Origin of the sequence: Streptomyces tailanensis, assembly GCF_008386495.1 — a bacterium.
Classification (GTDB): domain Bacteria; phylum Actinomycetota; class Actinomycetes; order Streptomycetales; family Streptomycetaceae; genus Streptomyces; species Streptomyces tailanensis.
In genome coordinates this window covers 22,447-40,162 of the sequence record NZ_VTHJ01000074.1, presented here as the reverse complement: position 1 = coordinate 40,162, position 17,716 = coordinate 22,447, and the positions used below count along the sequence as shown (strand labels likewise).

17 protein-coding genes and 1 pseudogene are annotated in these 17,716 nt (G+C 70.5%); 7 read left to right on the top strand and 11 right to left on the bottom strand.

Annotated elements, in window-relative coordinates; all coding sequences use genetic code 11:
- Positions 1 to 57: 57 nt before the first annotated feature.
- Positions 58 to 242, top strand: a pseudogene (locus F3T56_RS39325) (D-aminoacylase); the annotation flags it as partial.
- A 9-nt stretch (positions 243 to 251) separates the two neighbouring features.
- Here the strand turns inward: F3T56_RS39325 and F3T56_RS39320 are convergent.
- Together F3T56_RS39320 and F3T56_RS46650 are read right to left on the bottom strand one after the other, a co-directional pair.
- Positions 252 to 1,169: a trypsin-like serine peptidase gene (locus F3T56_RS39320; protein WP_149830264.1), complete on the bottom strand. Its 918-nt coding sequence runs from the start codon at positions 1,167 to 1,169 to the stop codon at positions 252 to 254.
- A gap of 165 nt (positions 1,170 to 1,334) precedes the next feature.
- The gene (locus F3T56_RS46650; protein WP_172639361.1) at positions 1,335 to 2,096 is read right to left on the bottom strand and encodes a hypothetical protein; all 762 of its coding nucleotides are present in this window, start codon (positions 2,094 to 2,096) and stop codon (positions 1,335 to 1,337) included.
- 184 nt (positions 2,097 to 2,280) lie between these two features.
- Here F3T56_RS46650 and F3T56_RS39315 point away from each other — a divergent pair, with 184 nt between their 5' ends.
- The 6 genes from F3T56_RS39315 (at position 2,281) to F3T56_RS39290 (ending at position 8,689) form a co-directional block, all read left to right on the top strand.
- Positions 2,281 to 3,492, top strand: coding sequence for a pyridoxal phosphate-dependent aminotransferase (locus F3T56_RS39315; protein WP_149830263.1), 1,212 nt, complete (start codon positions 2,281 to 2,283; stop codon positions 3,490 to 3,492).
- Positions 3,493 to 3,571: 79 nt separating this feature from the next.
- Positions 3,572 to 3,991, top strand: a complete 420-nt coding sequence (locus F3T56_RS39310; protein WP_149830262.1) for an SCO4983 family protein — start codon at positions 3,572 to 3,574, stop codon at positions 3,989 to 3,991.
- A gap of 270 nt (positions 3,992 to 4,261) precedes the next feature.
- The gene (locus F3T56_RS39305) at positions 4,262 to 5,335 is read left to right on the top strand and encodes a hypothetical protein (protein WP_149830261.1); all 1,074 of its coding nucleotides are present in this window, start codon (positions 4,262 to 4,264) and stop codon (positions 5,333 to 5,335) included.
- A gap of 21 nt (positions 5,336 to 5,356) precedes the next feature.
- Positions 5,357 to 6,550: a toxic anion resistance protein gene (locus tag F3T56_RS39300; protein ID WP_246204313.1), complete on the top strand. Its 1,194-nt coding sequence runs from the start codon at positions 5,357 to 5,359 to the stop codon at positions 6,548 to 6,550.
- Positions 6,547 to 8,100, top strand: coding sequence for a vWA domain-containing protein (locus tag F3T56_RS39295; RefSeq protein WP_149830260.1), 1,554 nt, complete (start codon positions 6,547 to 6,549; stop codon positions 8,098 to 8,100). The genes F3T56_RS39300 and F3T56_RS39295 overlap by 4 nt, the downstream gene beginning before the upstream one ends.
- Positions 8,087 to 8,689 (top strand): hypothetical protein, encoded by a 603-nt coding sequence (locus F3T56_RS39290; protein WP_246204312.1) that lies wholly within the window; start codon positions 8,087 to 8,089, stop codon positions 8,687 to 8,689. The genes F3T56_RS39295 and F3T56_RS39290 overlap by 14 nt, the downstream gene beginning before the upstream one ends.
- A gap of 3 nt (positions 8,690 to 8,692) precedes the next feature.
- Here the strand turns inward: F3T56_RS39290 and F3T56_RS39285 are convergent, their stop codons facing one another.
- The 9 genes from F3T56_RS39285 to F3T56_RS39245 form a co-directional block, all read right to left on the bottom strand.
- Positions 8,693 to 9,850 carry a hypothetical protein gene (locus F3T56_RS39285; protein WP_149830259.1) on the bottom strand — a complete coding sequence of 386 codons (1,158 nt, stop codon included), beginning with the start codon at positions 9,848 to 9,850 and terminating at the stop codon, positions 8,693 to 8,695.
- Between the two features lie 197 nt (positions 9,851 to 10,047).
- A complete protein-coding gene (locus F3T56_RS39280; RefSeq protein ID WP_149830258.1) occupies positions 10,048 to 10,860 on the bottom strand; it encodes a PP2C family serine/threonine-protein phosphatase in 813 nt (270 codons plus the stop codon).
- A gap of 1 nt (position 10,861) precedes the next feature.
- Positions 10,862 to 11,623 (bottom strand): vWA domain-containing protein, encoded by a 762-nt coding sequence (locus F3T56_RS39275; protein ID WP_149830257.1) that lies wholly within the window; start codon positions 11,621 to 11,623, stop codon positions 10,862 to 10,864.
- A 53-nt stretch (positions 11,624 to 11,676) separates the two neighbouring features.
- Positions 11,677 to 12,831, bottom strand: coding sequence for a hypothetical protein (locus tag F3T56_RS39270; RefSeq protein WP_149830256.1), 1,155 nt, complete (start codon positions 12,829 to 12,831; stop codon positions 11,677 to 11,679).
- A gap of 147 nt (positions 12,832 to 12,978) precedes the next feature.
- Complete coding sequence (locus F3T56_RS39265) at positions 12,979 to 13,479, bottom strand: hypothetical protein (protein WP_172639360.1); 501 nt, start codon at positions 13,477 to 13,479, stop codon at positions 12,979 to 12,981.
- Positions 13,466 to 14,446: a serine/threonine-protein kinase gene (locus F3T56_RS39260; protein ID WP_342787050.1), complete on the bottom strand. Its 981-nt coding sequence runs from the start codon at positions 14,444 to 14,446 to the stop codon at positions 13,466 to 13,468. Before F3T56_RS39260 ends, F3T56_RS39265 begins: the two co-directional genes overlap by 14 nt.
- 186 nt (positions 14,447 to 14,632) lie before the next feature.
- A complete protein-coding gene (locus tag F3T56_RS39255; protein WP_149830254.1) occupies positions 14,633 to 15,358 on the bottom strand; it encodes a Mut7-C RNAse domain-containing protein in 726 nt (241 codons plus the stop codon).
- A gap of 33 nt (positions 15,359 to 15,391) precedes the next feature.
- A complete protein-coding gene (locus F3T56_RS39250) occupies positions 15,392 to 16,057 on the bottom strand; it encodes a TetR/AcrR family transcriptional regulator (RefSeq protein WP_172639359.1) in 666 nt (221 codons plus the stop codon).
- A gap of 4 nt (positions 16,058 to 16,061) precedes the next feature.
- Complete coding sequence (locus tag F3T56_RS39245; RefSeq protein ID WP_149830252.1) at positions 16,062 to 17,627, bottom strand: DHA2 family efflux MFS transporter permease subunit; 1,566 nt, start codon at positions 17,625 to 17,627, stop codon at positions 16,062 to 16,064.
- Positions 17,628 to 17,716: the final 89 nt, after the last annotated feature.

Here is a 17,716-nt window from a genome sequence, read left to right as displayed (position 1 = left end):
GAGCGCCCAAGACCGTTCGGGGCGTGCGGCTGAGCGGGCTCACTTTCGCTCAGTCCACAGGAACGGTACCGCGCCGGCCTCGTCCTCTTCGACCCGGCGACGGTCGCCGCCGGGTCGACGTACGAGGCCCCGCGCACCCTGCCACCGGCATTCCGTACGTCCTCGTCGACGGCCGTCTCGTCATCGAGGACGGGCGGCGGACGGACGTACTGGCGGGCCGGGCGATCCGGCGCGGGGCTTGAGGAGGTCCGCTACGGCTTGGGGAGTATGCAGCCGCTGCGGCTGAGGTCGAGCTTGTTGTCCACGCCGAAGCAGGCCGGGACGTGCCAGGTCTGCTGGCCGTAGTTGATGCCCCGGCGGACGGTCACCGTGCCGTTCGCGTCGACCTCGCAGGGGTTGTTGTCGGTGCAGCGCGCGCCGTCCTCGTTGCCCGTGTTGTTGACGCCGACGACCTTGTTGGTGGCCGCGTCGACGACCGGGGAGCCCGAGGTGCCGCCGATGGTGTTGCAGGCGGAGGTGTAACGGATCGAGTCCTTCCAGGTCCAGGCACCCTCCTTCAGGCGGTACGCGAACCCGTCGACGTCGCAGCTGTAGATCCGCTTCCAGTAGCCGGAGACGACGCTGATGTCCGTGCCGGCGGCCGGGCGCGTGGTGTCGTACACCAGCGCGTCGATGCCGTACGAGCTCTTGATCTGCGCGTACGTGGTGGTGAGCTGGTACAGCGCCATGTCCGTGTCGGTCATCGTGCCGTACGCGATCTTGCTGGCCCGGAGAGTGCCGACGCGGGTGCCCGCGGAGTTGAGCAGGCCGAACGTGCGGGACGAGGCCTGGTCGACGATGACCTCGCCGGGCTCCGGGAAGCCGGTCTCCAGGCAGTGGCCGTTGGTCATCACCAGGGCCGGGTCGTTGTCCTCGGAGGCGGGCATCCGGACGACGGAGCCGGAACAGTTGCTGAGCGCGACGGTGCCGGCGAAGTTCACGGCCTGGACGCTGGGGCCGGCCAGGACGCCGTTCACCAAGGAGGTCGCGGTCTCGACCACGCTGCCCGCCGACGTGCTCCCGGCCGACTTTCCCGGCGCGGACGCGGCGTCCGGTGCCGCGAACGCGGGCGCCGCGCCCGTCCCGGTGATCACCAGGGCCGACAGCGCGGCTACGAGAGGCTTTCTCATGTGGGGGTCCCCTCTTGCGACTTGAGTGTCGTGAGTGACTTGAGTGACGGGAGATCTTCCTGCCACGCAGTTTGTCATGCGCATTGTGAGGGTCATGTGATGGCCGAGCAAGGAGTTGGTTCCGGCCGGGGATCTTCGGCCAGGAAACGGGAGTTGAGGATCCCCCTACTTGGGTGCCTTCGTCGACCCTTGCCCCTGGCCCTGGTTGCCGCCGGAGTTGCCTCGGGTCGGTCCGGTCGCGGCGGTGGAGGAAGGTGAGGGGGATGGGGTCGCGGAGGGGGCCTCGGTCGAGGCCGTCGAGGTGGGGGCGGAGGGGGCGGCGGCGGACGCGGTCGAGCTCGCGGAGGGGGCATCTGGAGATGTGGCGGGCGGCGTCGCGTCCGCCGTGGCGGTGGACGGAGAGGCAGTGTCCGGGGCGCCGGAGCGGTCGCCGGCCGTGGCGGAGTTCCGGGGCGTGGGGGCGCTCGGGTCCGCCCGGTCCGAGGAGCCGAGACCGGCGAGCCCCGCCACCGCCACACCCACGAGCACGGCAGCGCCGATGCCGCCCGCGACGAGGACGCCGCGCCGCCGCGCCCGACGCCGCCCGCGCGCGACCCGCCGCCCCTCGGCCAGGCGAGGGCGCCGCCCTACCGCGTCCAGGCCGCCCTCCACGCCCAGGTCACCCGACGTAGACGTATAGACATACGACGCACCGCCCTCCCCAGCCGGAACGCCCTCCCCTGCCGGACCCGGCCCGTCCAGAACGACCTCGTCCAGTTGAACGGTGTCGTCGTAGGCGTTCTGCCAGCCGTGTGCGGCGGCCGGGTCCCTGAAGTGCTCGTAGGCGGGTGTCGAGGCGGTGTCGCCGACCGGGTAGTACACGTTCGGCGCCCCCTGGAGGTCGCCACCATCCCGGTCCACCCCACTCACCCGGTTCACCCCACTCATCCCGCTCTTGTCACCCTCGTGCCGTACGCCCTGTGGCCATGTGGGGGTAGGCCGGACCTGGACGCGGATTCTAGAGAGGAGTGGGGCGGCGGGGACAGCTGGGGCGCATTTCGGCGCATAGCGACCGTCTCACGTGGTGGAAAACACGGCCCGGAAAGCGTTACCGGGCCGTAAGCTCACGGACATGCAGGTGATCCAGTCGACCAAGCTCGCCAACGTCTGTTACGAGATCCGGGGCCCGGTGCTCGAGGAGGCGATGCGGCTTGAGGCGGCGGGGCATCGCATCCTCAAGCTGAACACCGGCAATCCGGCCGCCTTCGGCTTCGAATGCCCGCCGGAGATCCTGGAGGACATCCTCCGCAACGTGGCGACGTCCCACGGCTACGGCGACGCGAAGGGGCTGCTGGCCGCGCGCCGGGCAGTCGTCATGCACAACCAGACCCTCGGCATCGAGACGGACGTCGAACACGTCTTCATCGGCAACGGTGCCTCCGAGCTGATCGTGATGGCGATGCAGGCCCTGCTCGACGACGGCGACGAGGTCCTCGTACCGTCCCCGGACTATCCGCTGTGGACGGCGGCGGTCTCCCTGTCAGGTGGTACTGCCGTGCACTACCGCTGCGACGAGCAGTCCGACTGGATGCCGGACCTCGCGGACGTGGAGCGGAAGGTCACCGACCGCACCAAGGCGATCGTCATCATCAACCCGAACAACCCGACGGGTGCGGTGTACGACGTGGAGATGATCCGCGGTCTGACGGACATCGCGCGCCGCCACAACCTCCTCGTCTGCTCGGACGAGATCTACGACAAGATCCTCTACGACGGTGCCACGCACACCCCGACGGCGGCGGTGGCCCCGGATCTGCTGACGCTGACGTTCAACGGCATGTCCAAGGCGTACCGGGTGGCGGGGTACCGGGTCGGCTGGGTCGCGATCTCGGGCCCGCGCGCGCACGCGGACTCGTACATCGAGGGCCTGACGATTCTGGCGAACATGCGGCTGTGCGCGAACATGCCGGGGCAGCACGGGGTGGTCGCCGCGCTCAGCGGTCGGCAGACGATCAACGATCTGGTGCTGCCGGGCGGGCGGCTGAAGGAGCAGCGGGATGTCGCGTACGAGCTGCTGACGCAGATCCCGGGAGTGTCGTGCGTGAAGCCGAAGGGGGCGCTGTATCTGTTCCCGCGGCTCGACCCGCAGGTCTTCAAGGTCAAGGATGACCGGCAGATGGTCCTGGACCTGCTCCGGCAGGAGAAGATCATGGTCGTCCAGGGCACGGGCTTCAACTGGACCGAGCCCGACCACTTCCGGGTGGTGACCCTGCCGACAGTCGGAGACCTGCGCTCGGCGATCACGCGGATCGGGAACTTCCTGGACGGGTACGGCCAACCGTAACCTCACAGCCTCGGACTTCGCTCAACTTTAGACGGGATCTAAGGTAGGCTGGTCTTCCGAAGAGCTTGGAGGCCATCCCATGTACGAACCGATCCGCACCAAGTCGGTCCACAGCACGATGGCCGGCACCACCCCCTCCGACTTCCCTCACCGTTCGCGCGAGGAAGAGCTGGACATCCAGCTCGCGGGTCATCTGGCGGCGCTGCTGGCCGTGACCGACGAGCTCCGTACGCTGACGCCCTCCGCCGACCTGGACACGGCCGCCGAGCGGCTGCTCCAGCAGGTGACCCGGCTGCGGGGCGGGCGCCGGCCCGCCCGGTCGTCGGCCGCCGCCGCTGTCCGCGAGCCGGAAGCGACCACCGCCCTGCACCGCCGCGCCCACGCCCTCGCGGGCCGGGCCCTCGTCGTCGCCGCGTCCCGTGCCGACACGGCGGCCGCGATCCTGGCGGCGGAACGCATGGACGCGCATTCCGCTGCGCTGGCTCCGGCCCACGTCTAAGAGCTCGGTTCGGTCGGTGCGTGGGCGCGTGCGGGTGGGTGGGGGCTGATCGCGCAGTTCCCCGCGCCCCTTAAAAGCACGGGGTGCGGCCTTGTCTTTTAGGGGCGCGGGGAACTGCGCGGCAAGCCCCCCACCCGCACCTACGAAACAACCCGCGCACGAACCCCTAAGCGGCAGCCACCCTTCCGGTTGTGTTCCGGGACCGCCACTTCACCCCGTGTTCATCCGCGGCAGCCGGGAACGTTGGGTTCCGGGAGCAGGCTCACCGATGTGAGACGAATCGCTGGAATCGTCCTCGCGTTCCTGCTGATCGGCGGCGTGGTGGCAGCTGTCGTGGCGGGGCGTGAAACAGAGGGCAAGGGCACGGCAACGAAGACCGTGCGTGGTGTGATCGGGTCGGAGAAGGCCGAGTTCTTCGCCGATCCCGAGGTGGTGAAGGCCCTGGCCGCCGAGGGCTACACCGTGAAGACGGAGACGTCGGGTTCCTGGGCCATGGAGGGGCTGGACCTGAAGGGGTACGACTTCGCGTTCCCCTCCAGCAAGGCGCCCGCCGATGAGCTGGCCGGCAAGTACGACGTACGCCAACCGTTGCCCCGCCCCTTCTACTCGCCCCTCGTCGTGGTCACCCACAAGGGCGCCGCCGAGGTGCTCCAGCAGAACGGGCTGGCCTCGCTCGACCAGAGCCGCGGCGTCCTCGACATGGCCGCGTATCTCAAGGCCGCCGAGGGCGACAGGACGTGGCAGGACCTCAAGGGGGCGGAGAAGTATGGTGAGTTGAGCGGGCTGCTCTACATCGCCTCCACCGACCCGACCACCTCCAACTCCGGCGCGCTCTACCTCGCCGCCGCCTCCAACGTCGCCAACAAGGGGCGGGTGGTCGCGAGCGAAAAGGAGCTGACGGACACCGCGCCCCTCATGCACGATCTGATCAGCGTCCAGGGCGCCCAGCAGACGAGCAGCGACGCGGCCTTCCGCGACTTCGTCAGCGGCGTCGGCAATCCGCTCGTCCTCGTCTACGAGTCGCAGGTCGCCTCCCTGCTCGCCCAGGGACAGAGCGTCGACGACCTGGTCGTCCTCTACCCGGACACCACCGTCCACAGCGACCACACCGTCGTCCCGGTCACGGACGAGGGCCGGGCGCTCGGTGAACTGCTGGGCACGGACCCGGAGTTGCGGAAGCTGGCCGCCAGGCACGGGTTCCGGCCGCAGGGGGCGGCCACCGAGTTCACGACGGCGACCGCGCAGCACACCACCTATCTGATGCAGAAGCTGACCGTCCGGCAGGCGCCCGTGCCCACCTCCGAGGTGCTGCACGAGATGGCGCGCCGGGCCCGGGGCCAGTAGGACAACGGGGGATCACCACATATGAGCAACGAACACATGAGCACCGAAGGCAGCACCACCTTCACCCTCACTCCGCCCGAGCCGGTCGCGGCCGTGCCGCGGGAGAAGGCCGGCGGGCTCGTGCCGGTCGAGGAGTCCGTACGGTCGGACATGGCCAGGAAGGCCACCGAGTACGTCCAGGGGCTCGCCGCTCTCGACGCGCGGTCACCGGAGTTCGCGGGCCGGGTCGGGGAGATCACCGCCCTCGGCGCGGGCGAGATGCGTACGGCGGCCGCCCAGTCCAACCGCATGCTGGAGCGGACCGTGCGGAGCCTGCCGAGCAAGGGCGGGGACGCCCAGTCGCAGGTCGCGGGCTCGCTCGTCGAACTGCGGCGCGTGGTCGAGGACCTCGACCCGCGCGACCTGCCCGCGAGCAAGGGCCGCAAGTTCCTGTCCCGGCTGCCGGGCGGCAACAAGCTGCGCGACCACGTCGCCAAGTACGCCTCCGCGCAAGGCACTCTCAACAAGATCGTGGGGTCGCTGCGCGGCGGACAGGACGAGCTGCGGCGCGACAACGCGGCACTGCAGACCGAGCGCGTGCGCCTGTGGGAGACCATGGGCAAGCTCCAGGAGTACGTGGTCCTGACGGAGGCCCTGGACACGGCCGTCGAGGAACACGTCACCGGCGTCGAGGCCACGGACCCCGCCGCCGCCGACACCCTGCGCGCCGACGTACTCTTCCCGGTCCGGCAGAAGCACCAGGACCTGCTCACCCAGCTCGCCGTCTGCGCCCAGGGCTACCTGGCCATGGACGTCGTACGGCGCAACAACGAGGAGTTGATCAAGGGCGTCGACCGGGCCGCCACGACCACGGTCTCCGCGCTGCGGATCTCCGTGATGCTCGCCTCCGCCCTCGACAACCAGAAGAAGGTCGTCGACCAGGTCAACGCCCTGCGCGGCACCACCGAGGACCTCATCCGCGGCAACGCCGAGATGCTCGCCACCCAGAGCGGCGAGATCCAGCGCATCGCCGCCGACCCGGCCGTGGGCGCGGAGACGCTCCGCTCGGCCTTCCAGCAGATCTACCGCACCCTCGACGCCATCGACACGTACAAGGCCCAGGCGACGGAGACCATGGCCGCCACGGTGGAGTCGTTGACGTCGGAACTCCAGCACGCGAGCCAGTACTTGGAGCGGAGCCGGTCACAGGGAGCGCTGGACGGGGGGCTCACATGAGAGTGCGCACGACGGTGTCGGTCGCCCTCGCGACCGTGGCCGCCCTCCTGTCGACCGCCTGTACCACCGAGGGGAAGCAGTCGCCCGGTGAGGCGACCAAGTACATCCCCGGCACCCTCCGCGTCCTCGCCTCCAGCGAACTCTCCGACATGGGCGAGGTGCTGGCGAAGGTCGAGAAGGACACCGGCATCAAGGTCCGCCCCACCTACATGGGCACCCTCGACGCGGTCGATCTCCTCGCCAAGGGCAAGGCCAAGGACACGTACGACGCGCTCTGGCTCTCCTCCAACGACTATCTGCGGCTGAACCCCGACGCGGCGAAGCAGGTCGTGTCGGAGACCTCGGTGATGTCCAGCCCGGTGGCGATCGGCGTGAAGCCGGAGACTGTACGGGAGCTGGGCTGGAAGGCCGAGGACGTCACCTGGTCGGACATCGACGCGGCGGTCGAGGACGGGAAGCTGACGTACGGCATGACCGACCCGTCGCGCTCCAACTCCGGTTTCTCGACACTGATCTCGGTAACGTCGGCACTCTCCGGCGCCGAGTCCGCACTGACGGACGAAGACGTACGGAAGGCGACGCCGAGGCTGAAGGAGTTCTTCAAGGGACAGCAGCTGACATCGGGGTCGTCGGGCTGGCTGGCGGAGGCGTACGACCGGCGCGGCAACGTCGACGCGCTGCTCAACTACGAGTCGGTCCTCATGAGCCGTGCGGACCTGACCGTGATCCGGCCGCGCGACGGCGTCGTGACCGCCGACTACCCGCTCTCCTCGCTCGCCTCCACGAGCAAGGACGTACGCGACGACGTCCGCCGGCTGACCGACGCCCTGCGCACCCCGTCGATCCAGCAGACGATCACCAATACCACCCTGCGCCGCCCGGTCGTCGCCTCCGTGGCACCCGCGCGGGGCATGGACACGTCCCGCCGACGCGAACTGCCCTTCCCGGGCACCCGCTCCGTCGCCGACGGCCTCCTCGACGCGTACGACAACGAGCTGCGCCGCCCCTCCCGGACCGTGTACGTCCTGGACACCTCGGGCTCGATGGAGGGCGACCGGCTCGAACGGCTGAAGACCGCGCTCACGGACCTGACCAGCGACTTCCGGGACCGGGAGGAGGTCACCCTCATGCCGTTCGGGTCGGAGGTGAAGAGCGTACGCACTCATGTCGTACGGCCCGAGGACCCGAAGGCCGGGCTCGACGGCATCCGCGCGGACACCCGGGAGCTGTCCGCCTCAGGTGACACCGCCATCTATACGTCCCTGGAGAAGGCGTACGAGCATCTCGGCGCCGCCGACCGGGACACCTTCACCTCCATCGTGCTGATGACGGACGGCGAGAACACCACGGGCGCGAGCCCGTCGGAATTCGACGACTTCTACCGCGGGCTGCCCGCCGCCCACCAGCGGATACCCGTCTTCCCGATCCTCTTCGGCGACTCCGACAGGAACGAACTGGAGCACATCGCCGACCTGACCGGCGGCCGCCTCTTCGACGCCCAGCAGGGCTCGCTGGACGGCGCCTTCGAGGAGATCCGTGGCTACCAATAAGGTCCTGGCGTACGTCGAGTCCCGCAAGAACCTCACCGGCAGCGCCCTCGGAGTGGCCGGACTCGGGCTGACCTTCGCGGGGGTCGCGGGCCCGTACTGGCCGGTCGTGGTCGTCGGCCTGTACGGCGCGGGCGCCCTGATCGCCCCGCCGGAGCGCCCGCCGCTGCCGGACTTCCCGGACCCGTCCGCCCAACTGGACGAACTGCGCGCGGACTTCGGCACCCTCCGCGAGTACCTGGACGGCATCGACCTGCCGCCCGCGGCCGCCGGCCGCCTCGCCGAGCTGACCGAACTGCTCACCGCCCTCCTCGACCCCGGCTGGGTCTCCGAGGTCCTCGCCCGGGATCCGGAGGGGGTGCACGCCCTGTCGAGGGCGGTCCGGCAGGACGTACCCGAGGCGGTCGACACCTTCGTACGCACCCGGTGGTGGACCCGGCTGACCCCGGGTACGGAACCACCCGAGCGCCACCTGGAGCGACAACTCACCCTGCTCCAGGACGAGTTGGGGACCGTCGCGGCCGCGCTGCGGGACGCGGAGGCCCGGCGGCAGGAGTCTCACACGCGGTATCTGGAGGACCGGTCCAGCTGAGAATCAAAGGTTGGTCAGCAGCACGATGAGCAGGACGACCCCCATCACCACGGCCAGCACCTTCAGGGCGGCGTACGGGGACGGGTCCTGGTCCGGCGGGGGCACCGGCACGTGGGCGTGGGTGGGCCGGGGTCCGTTGAACACGTCGTGGCCGGTGACCGCGGCCCGGGTGCACCAGGGGCAGGTCGGCAGATGGGAGCCGTAGGTGTGCAGCGGCCGTACCGTGCACGCCCGTACCTGGCCGCGCTCCTTGTCAAGGGCGCGCAGCCAGGCCTCGGCCGGGGGCCGGGCGGCCGGTGCCTGGACGCCGGGACCGAAGGCGGCCCGGGCGAGGGTGAGCAGTTCGGGCGGCAGGACGGAGGGGTCGACGGTGCCGCGCGGGATGACGACCATCTCCGGGCGGACGACGTAGGAGATACTCGCGGCGATGTTGTCCTTGACCGTCGACTCCGAGGCGCTCTCGTGCGGGACGCCGCCGAAGGGATGGTTCCCGGCGGTGAGCAGTTGGTAGATGAGGACCGCGAGGGCGAAGTTGTCGCTCTCCCGGGTCGCGGGGCCGCCCGCCTGGCGCTCGGGGGACGAGTAGTCGGTGGTGTGCATCAGGCAGGGGAACAGTTCGCCGGTGACCGGGTCGGTGAAGGCGATGGAGTCGCAGTCGAGGAACGTGACGAAGCCGTTGGCGTCGACGACGACATTGCTGCTGGAGAAGTCGCCGATGACGAGGTTGTCGTAATGCATCCGGGCCGTCATGAAGGCGAGGTTCCAGGCGATGCCCAGCAGGAACCGCCAGTCGGCCCGGCCGGGGAAGAGCTTGAGCCGCTGTACACGTGTGAACAGGCCGACTAGCTGCACGTGTTGGGGCTCGCCGAAGCGTCGCATCGCGTAGCCGAGGAACTCGCCGTCCGCGCCGCGGGCTATCGCGGTCGGCCAGGCCAGCTCGGGCGGCTGGTTGGCGTCGGTGGGGCGGGCGGCGAGCGGGGACATCGTGAGCATGCGGGTCAGCCGCCGCTCCTGGTCCGCGCCGGGTGTCTCGCGGTAGATCTTGACGACGATCCCCGCGTCGCCCTCCACCGGAAACACGGCCGCCTGCCCGCCGCCCTTGAGGGGCTGCTCGGCCAGGGTGACCGCCCTGCCGTCGAGGAAGACCGTGCGGCCGCTCATGGCCGTACCTCCGAGTGTTCGTCGGTTTCGTCGGTTTCGTCGGGCCGATCGTCACGGGTCGTGCCGGTCGCGGCCGGTGACGGGCCGGGGTGGTCACGGGCCATCACCGGTGATGGTCCGCTGCCACCCGGCGTCGCGGGCCATCACCGGTCGCGCCCCGCCTCCGCCCCCGCCCGTCACCGGCAGGCCCCGCTCGCTCATCTCCCGGTCGTGCGTACGGCACGCAGCAGGGTCTTGTCGTCGGCGTTCAGCGCCGTGAGCCGGTCCGAGCGGAGGAGCGCCGCGAGGCCACTGTCCTGGTCACCCTCGGCGGCGGTGTCGAGGGAGCGGAAGACGGCGTCGGCGAAGGACGTGTTCGGGGACTGGGCGCCGCCGGCCGGCCGGTTGAGCATGGCCTGCGCGAGCCCGTCCGTCGACAGCAGCACCCCGTCGAGCCCGTCGTCCGCCACGCACTCGGTGTGCGTCCAGCGGGCCACGTCCGGCGAGGTCAGGAACACTGTCTCGTTGCTGTACTCGCTGGCCGCCGCGGCCTGCGGCAGCAGATGGAACTGCCGCTCCCCGTCCTCCGTCCCCGCCCGTACGACGACGAACCCGTCCCCCACGCTGAGATGCCCCAGCCACCCCGGCGCGAGCACCACCACGGTCAGCGTCGTCGCGAAGTCCTGCGCGTCCGCGCCGGTCCGGTCCAGGAACTCCTTGCTGACGTCGTGCAGCGCGTCCCGCAGCAGCTCGTGCACCGCTTCCCCGGGCCGCACCTCCACCGCCGCCCCGGCCCGCCGCGCGAAGTGCTCCGCGGCGAGCTTCACCGCCAGCTGCGCCCCTTCCTCCGACCGCGGCCGGCTCCCCGCCCCGTCGGCGACGGCGAGCACGGCGACGTGGGAGGTGGTGGCGTAGGCGCAGGCGTCCTGACAGGGCAGGCCCTGGCGCCGGTGCCGATAGCCTTCGACGCTGAGCCCGTGGATACGCCAGGGCGGGGCGGATGGGTCGGTTGGCGCGGTCGGGGCGGTCACCTCACGCCTCCCAGGCCGGGCGTTGCGTCTTGAACTGACTGAAGATCTTCTCGAACACCTCGTCCCCCGCCCCCTTCTGTTCGGCGTTGGCGCTCGCGGACATCATCTGGAGCAGCTCCCGGAACGGGAATCCCTGCAACCGCGCGTTGAACTTGGGCGCGAACGCCCGCAGCACCTGCTCTCCCATGTCCGTGATCCCGCCGACCCCGATCGCGTACAGCCGGAACCGCCGGGCCCGCTGCTCCTCCTCGAGAACGGGGACCAGCCGGTGCCAGGAGTCGGTGAGATGACCGGTCGGGTCGGTCGGCAGTCCGTCCGTGACGAGGCAGATCTGCGGCCGGTAGTACTGCAGCCCCGAGGCCCGCAGCTCCGCCTTGCGGGCCGCGACGATGTGCATCGACAGCTCCAGCGCCTCGGTCATCAGCGTGACCCCGGCGGCGGTGAGCTGCGGCGCCTGGAAGGCGTGCGCCGGGATGAAGGGGCTCACCCGGGTGCGCGGGTCGAGCAGCTGGGGCCCGCGCCAGGCGCCCACGCCCTGCCCGCCGAAGGTGACGACGGCGACTTCCACGCTGTAGCTGAGGCTGACGTCGTCGTGGAGCTCCCGGGTCCACTCGGCGAGCGCGTTGTTGAGCGCCTGTATGGGCGCGCCCGCCATGGAGCTGGAGGTGTCGAGGCACAGCACGAGCGGCATGCGCTGGGCGTTGTTCTCGAACTCGATGTCGGCGTACTCCGCCGGCATGGTGGGCGGGTATTCGCTGTGCATCGGTGGTCCCCCTGATGTTCCTGGTGTTTCTGTTGTTCATGGTGCTGCTTGGGTTACCGGGGCGTGCCCTTGGCGCGGCGTGCGGCGGTGGGCGGGAACGCGTACAGGACGTCGGCGTCGAGGACGTCGGAGTCGCGTTCGCGCGCGTCGGTGACGTCGACGAGTGAGCCGGGGGCGGGCGACGGACGGCCCGGCTCGGCCCACACCGCTCGGTGGAGCACCCGGTCGACTTCTACGTAGCCCTGCGGATGCAGTTCGGTGCGTACGACCGCGGTCCGGGCGTGGGCCGGGCGGGCGCCCGCCTGTCGGCCGTGGCGCGGCGTCGGTGCGACCCGCAGCCGGGTGGTGCTCTCCTCGCCGCGCGCGGCGGCGTGGGCGGGGGCGCGGGCGTGGCCGATGGCGGGCCGCCCGGGCGGCGCGCGGTGGCCCACCGCGACGGGGCCCCGGGAGCGACGGACGACGATCACGAAGGCGAGGAGCAGCAGGGCGAGGAGCAGCGCCATCCAGAAGGCGGTCCAGGTGGAGGTGCTGTAGTCGGAGGCTTCCTCGTCGGGGTCGGGGTTGTTGCCGGCCTGTCCGTTGTTGTTCGTTTCATTGGGCTTGCCGGCCTCGGAGGCGTCGGAGGTCGGGGGCGGCGGCACAGGGACGATGGCTTTGACGTGGGTGGACAGGTCGGCGACGAGCCCGTCCTCGATCAGCTTCCGGCCCGTCAACGGCTGTGTGTCGCGGTCGCTTTCGGTGACCAGGTTGCACAGCTGCTGCGGGATGCAGACCCCCGCGTCGCGCAGTTCGTCGACGGCCCACGCCGGTACCCGGTCGATGGTCGCGTCGGGATGGACCATACGGCCCCCGGCCAGGACGAGCAGTGCGGTACCGCCGGGTCCCGTACGGCTGCCCTTCGGCACCTCCACCACGAGCTGGTGCCGGCGTTCCTGGACCTTGTTCTTGAGAATCGAGCGCTGCCGCTGATCAGGCCCGACCAGCGACAGCTCCTCGTTCAGCGTGACGACGTACGGCCTGTTGTCGGCGACCTTCTCGTCCCAGCACGCCAGCCATTTCTCCACGACGGGATCGGTGCACGGCTCGACGGCCCCCGCGGCCGAGGCGGTTCCCCTCGGCACCAGAACGACCAGCAACCCCACGAGTACACCGAGCACACCGAGCACACCGAGCACACCGAGAAAACCCGAACGCCCGACGGCACGCATCGCACCACCCCCCGTGGCCTGAAAGGCACGCCCCCGCGGCCCTGAAAGACCCACCCAATAGTGGAGCAGACGGCCGGGCGACCGGAAGAGTTTGGATAATTCCACCGGCGGACTTCCGGTGATTTTCGTTTGGTTCTCCTTTCACTTCTACAACTTGAACACCTGATGGCAACGACTGAACATCTGTCGCGCCCGATCGACCCAGTCATTGGCCAGGGCGTCGAAGTCCGCCTGGGTGATACGGCAGGTCAACGGGAGGTCACAGACCCCGGCGAGACAGGGGCGCGGCCCTCGTACGTCCCACACGGAAAGCATGGGGTTCAGTTGTTCTGTATTCCATGCGTTCGATGCCGCGGCGGCGATGGCGAGCTGGTCCTGTCGTAGATAGTTCCCGTCCGTGGCGAAGGCGACGAGGAGTTTCTTGGTGGTCATGAATCTCACCGTGACCATCCGCCCCGCTTCATGGAGATCGAATTGCAGGGAGACGGACACGGTGTCGTGAACCGTGTGGTAATTCCGCCGGGCCACCCAGTTCTGCACCAGCTGCCGCCAGTGGGTGCCGAGGTCGTAGATCTCGGGGTTGCGCCCCGGGTAGGAGTCACGCCCGGCGTACGAGTCACGGCCGGGGTAGGAGTCAGGCGCCGTCACGGACCACCGCCTCGGCGACCATGGCGTCGGTCAGCCCGGCGTCGAGCAGCGCCTGGGCATGCAGCAGCAGGCAGGAGGGCACGGACTCACTTGTCCCCGTACGGCGTCGATGCCGGTCCTTCAACTCCTCGTACCGCACCTCGATGGTCCGGGCCACCTGCGGCGGCGGCCACGCCACCACGGTCGGCGCCTCCGCCATCAACTCCTCCAGGATCTCGTCGAGTCGGGGCCGCTCCTCGGGCCGCTTGGCCAGGCACCGGGAGACGATCGGCCGCAGTCCCTCCGGAACCCCGTCGAGTCGAGGTGTCCCTCGTACGACCTCGGCCCGCACCCCCTCTCCGCTGCCGTGCGGCGGCCGCCCCGTGAGCGCGTACACCAGGACCCCGCCCAGCGAGAACACATCGCTCGGCGGGCCGACCCGGGCTCCCCTGATCTGCTCCGGCGACATGAACGGCGGGGTGCCGACGACGATGCCGACCCTGGTCAGGCCGGGGGTGCCGTCCACGCGGGAGATACCGAAGTCGATGACGCGGGGGCCGTCACCGGCGAGCAGGACATTCGCGGGCTTGAGGTCGCGGTGGACGACGTGCGCGGCATGGATGGCCTGCAACGCCTCGACCAGGCCGGCACCGAGGGAACGGACCTGGGCCTCGGGCAGCGGACCGTCCGCGCGGACCGCCTCCGCGAGGGAGGGGCCGGGCACGTAGAGCGTGGCCAGCCAGGGCAGTTCGGCCTCAGTGTCGGCGTCCACCACGGCCGCGGTGTACGCGCCGCTGACCACGCGGGCGGCGGCGACCTCGCGGGCGAAGCGTTCGCGGAACTCGGGTTCCGCGGCGAGTTCGGGGCGGGCCACCTTGACGGCGACCTCACGCCCTGCGGGCGAGCGGCCGAGATAGACCCAGCCCATGCCGCCCGACCCCAGTCGGCCGACTATGCGGTACGGACCGATCTTCATGGGGTCACTCACGGGTGTACGCACCCCGCTCACCTCATTTCGGGGTTCGGTGCGGATGCCCCAGAGTGTCCCGCGAAATCCCTCCCCGACGGGGTGTTTGCGGTGAGTTCGTACGTGCGGGTTGTGGTGGGTTGCTCGCGCCCACGCGGCGGAGCCGCAAGTGACGCCCGACCCGCAACGGCGCCCGGGCAACCCCGCTCACGCCGACCGCATGGTCAACGCCTCCCGCACGATCGCCTCCAACTGCTCATGGTGCGCGCCCTTCCAATACGCCCGCCCACACTCCCCGCACTGCGCGAACACGTCGTACGACCGCCGGGTGCCGCCCTCCAACCGGTCGGCGACCTCCTCCTTCGTCGCCGGCTTCAGCAACCCATTGCAAGCAGTGCACCGAGTCCAGGGCCGCAACTCGGGCGCGAACCGGTCCAGTATGTCCCGGAGTTGGTCCTCCGGCCGCGTGCTGTAGACGAACGCCCCGGCCCACAGCTCACGCCGCCGCAGCAACCCCCGGTCGCGGCTGAGCATGACGCGCCGCTCCGCGGCGGAGCGCACGGCCAGCGCGGGGTCGCCGATGTCCGTGGACTCGTACGCCGTGTCGACGCCCAATAGCCGCAGGCGCCGCGCGAGCGTGCCGAGGTGGACGTCGAGGAGGAAGCGGAGCGGGGCGCCGGGAACGGACTGGGGGCGCCGGACCGGGCGGACGCGTACCGACTCGCCGTGGGCGGGGATGTGCGACACCGGCACCTCGTGGCCGTCCACGATCAGCGCGCCGACCTCCGTCAGCGGGATGCCGAGGGACTCGATGACATGGCCGAGGGTCGAGACCCCGTCGGTGGCGAGGGGCGTCGCGCCCCCGCGGCGGCCGTGCGGGACGAACAGGTCCAGCGCGGGGGCGATTTCGACGTGGATCTCGGGTGTGTTCACCTGGTCAGAATGGCATGGAGGGGGCGGCGGGACTCAGTGGTTTTCCGTTCGGCTTTCCGTGGGGCTCTTCGTGGGGAGGCCGTGTTGCAGGACCTCCAGCGTGCGGTCGACGAGGGAGGCGAAGTCGTCGCGGTGGCCGTTCTCGGCCCAGTACAGGGAGGTCTCCATGAGGCCGCCGATGAGGGCCATCGCGTAGACGCGTACCTCCAGGCTCTCCGGATCCCGGCCGGTGCGCTCGGCGATGGCGGTGCAGACCATGCGGCCGGTGACCGACATGCTTTCCATCATCCGGGACCGTACCGCCGGGACCTGGACCATGAGATGGGTGCGCAGCTTCGCCACCTCCAGGTCCTCCTCGACGCCCGTACGGATGGCCTCCCGCATCACGTACCGGATGGTGTCCGGCCACGGTTCGTCGGCGGGCCGGGACCGGAGTTCCTCCATCAGGACGGGGTCGTACTCGTCGGTGAGGACGATGTCCTCCTTGGTCGGGAAGTAGCGGAAGACGGTCGACGGCGACACCTCGGCGCGGTCGGCGATCTGCTCGATCGTCGTGGCGTCGTACCCCTGCTCCCTGACCAAGGCGTAGGTCGCGGTGCGGATCGCCTCACGGGTCTTGATCTTCTTCCGCTCGCGGAGCCCGAGCGGCGGGCGATCGGTGGGGGGCGTGGGGGTGGCGGGGGAATGTGCTGCCGTCATGCGGTCATTGTCGGGCATCGGTCTTCGGGGCGGCCACGTCAGGGCTGGCGCTTTCCTCGCTCCGAACCGCCAGGTCGCCCGGCAGGAACGCGGCGGCCAGCAGGGCCGCGACCAGGGACGCGACACCGCACACCAGCAGAACGAGGCCCATGCCGTGGACGTACGAACCGTTCGCGGAGGCCACCAGATCGGCCGCACCGGTCCGCTCGGCGACGATGTGCGCGGCGATCACCGACTCCCCGGCGACATCGGCGGCCCGCTCCGGCAGCCCGGTGACGTCGAGCCGGTCCCGGAAGGCGCTCGCGAGCACACTGCCGAGCACGGCGACGCCGATCGCGAAACCCACCTGACGCAACGTCATCAGCAGGCCGGAACCGCTGCCGGCCCGGTCGGCGGGCAGCGCGCCGAGGGCTCCGGACATCGCCGGCACGATCGAGAGCCCGAACCCGGCCCCGGCGAACGACAGCCACAGCGCGGTGAAGCCGTAGCCGGAGTCGACCGTCGTACGGCTGCCGAGGAACCCGGCGAAGGCCAGCACCGCCAGGCCCGCGCTGACCACGGCGCGGGGCCCGAACCGGACGACGACCGGCTGCGCGGCCCGCGCGGCGACCAGCAGACCGCCCATCAGCGGCAGCAGCCGTACCCCGGTGCCGAAGGCGTCGTGACCGAGGACGGCCTGGAGGTACGGCGGCAGGACGAACAGCAGGCCGGACAGCACGAACATGACGAGGGTCGCCGCGAGGGAGTTGAACAGAAAACCGCGGTGCGCGAGCAGTGCCATGTCCAGCATGGGGCGCTCGACCCGCCGTTCGCGCAGCACCAGTACGGCGATCAGTACGACGGACGCGGCGAGCGTGCCCAGGATCAGCGGGTCGCCCCAGCCGAGGGTCGGCGCCTCGATGATCGCGTAGATGAGGGCGCCCAGGCCGGTCGCGGTGAGCGCGGCGGAGACGGCGTCGACCTTCGGTGAGGCGGGGTCGCGGGTCTCGGGGAGCAGGAAGACGCAGGCGGCGATGCCCAGGGCAGCCATGGGGACGTTGACGATGAACACCGACCCCCACCAGAAGTGGTCGAGGAGCCAGCCGCCGAGGATCGGGCCGAGCGGCATGCCGAGCATCGCGGCGGCGGAGGTGATGCCCACGGCCTTGGTCCGCTCGTCGGCCGCGAAGAGCGAGGGCAGGACCGACATCGCGAGCGGCGTCACCAGCGCCGCGCCGACGCCCATGACCGCCCGGGCGGCGACGACCGCGCCGACGTCCCCGGTCAGCGCGCCGGCCAGCGAACCGGCGAGGAAGATCCCGAGCCCGGCGATCAGCATCCGCCGCCGCCCGAACCGGTCGCCGAGCAGCCCGGCCGGGAGCATCAGCGCCGCGAAGACGACGACGTACGCGTCGGCCATCCACTGCTGTTCGCCGGTGGACGCGCCGAGCTGCTCGGCCATCGTGGGCAGCGCCACGTTGAGGATCGTCGTGTCGAAGCCGAGCGTCAGCATGCTCGCGACCAGGGCGCCGAGGGCCCACCAGCGGCGGGGGTCGCGCCGGACCGTGTCGTGCTGAGTGACAGTAACCATGAAATGAGAGTAACTCTTAAAAAGTAGGAGCTGTCAACCTGGGGGGTCGGCGGGGAGATGCGGGCATGCAGAAGTGGCCGCGGCTTGCT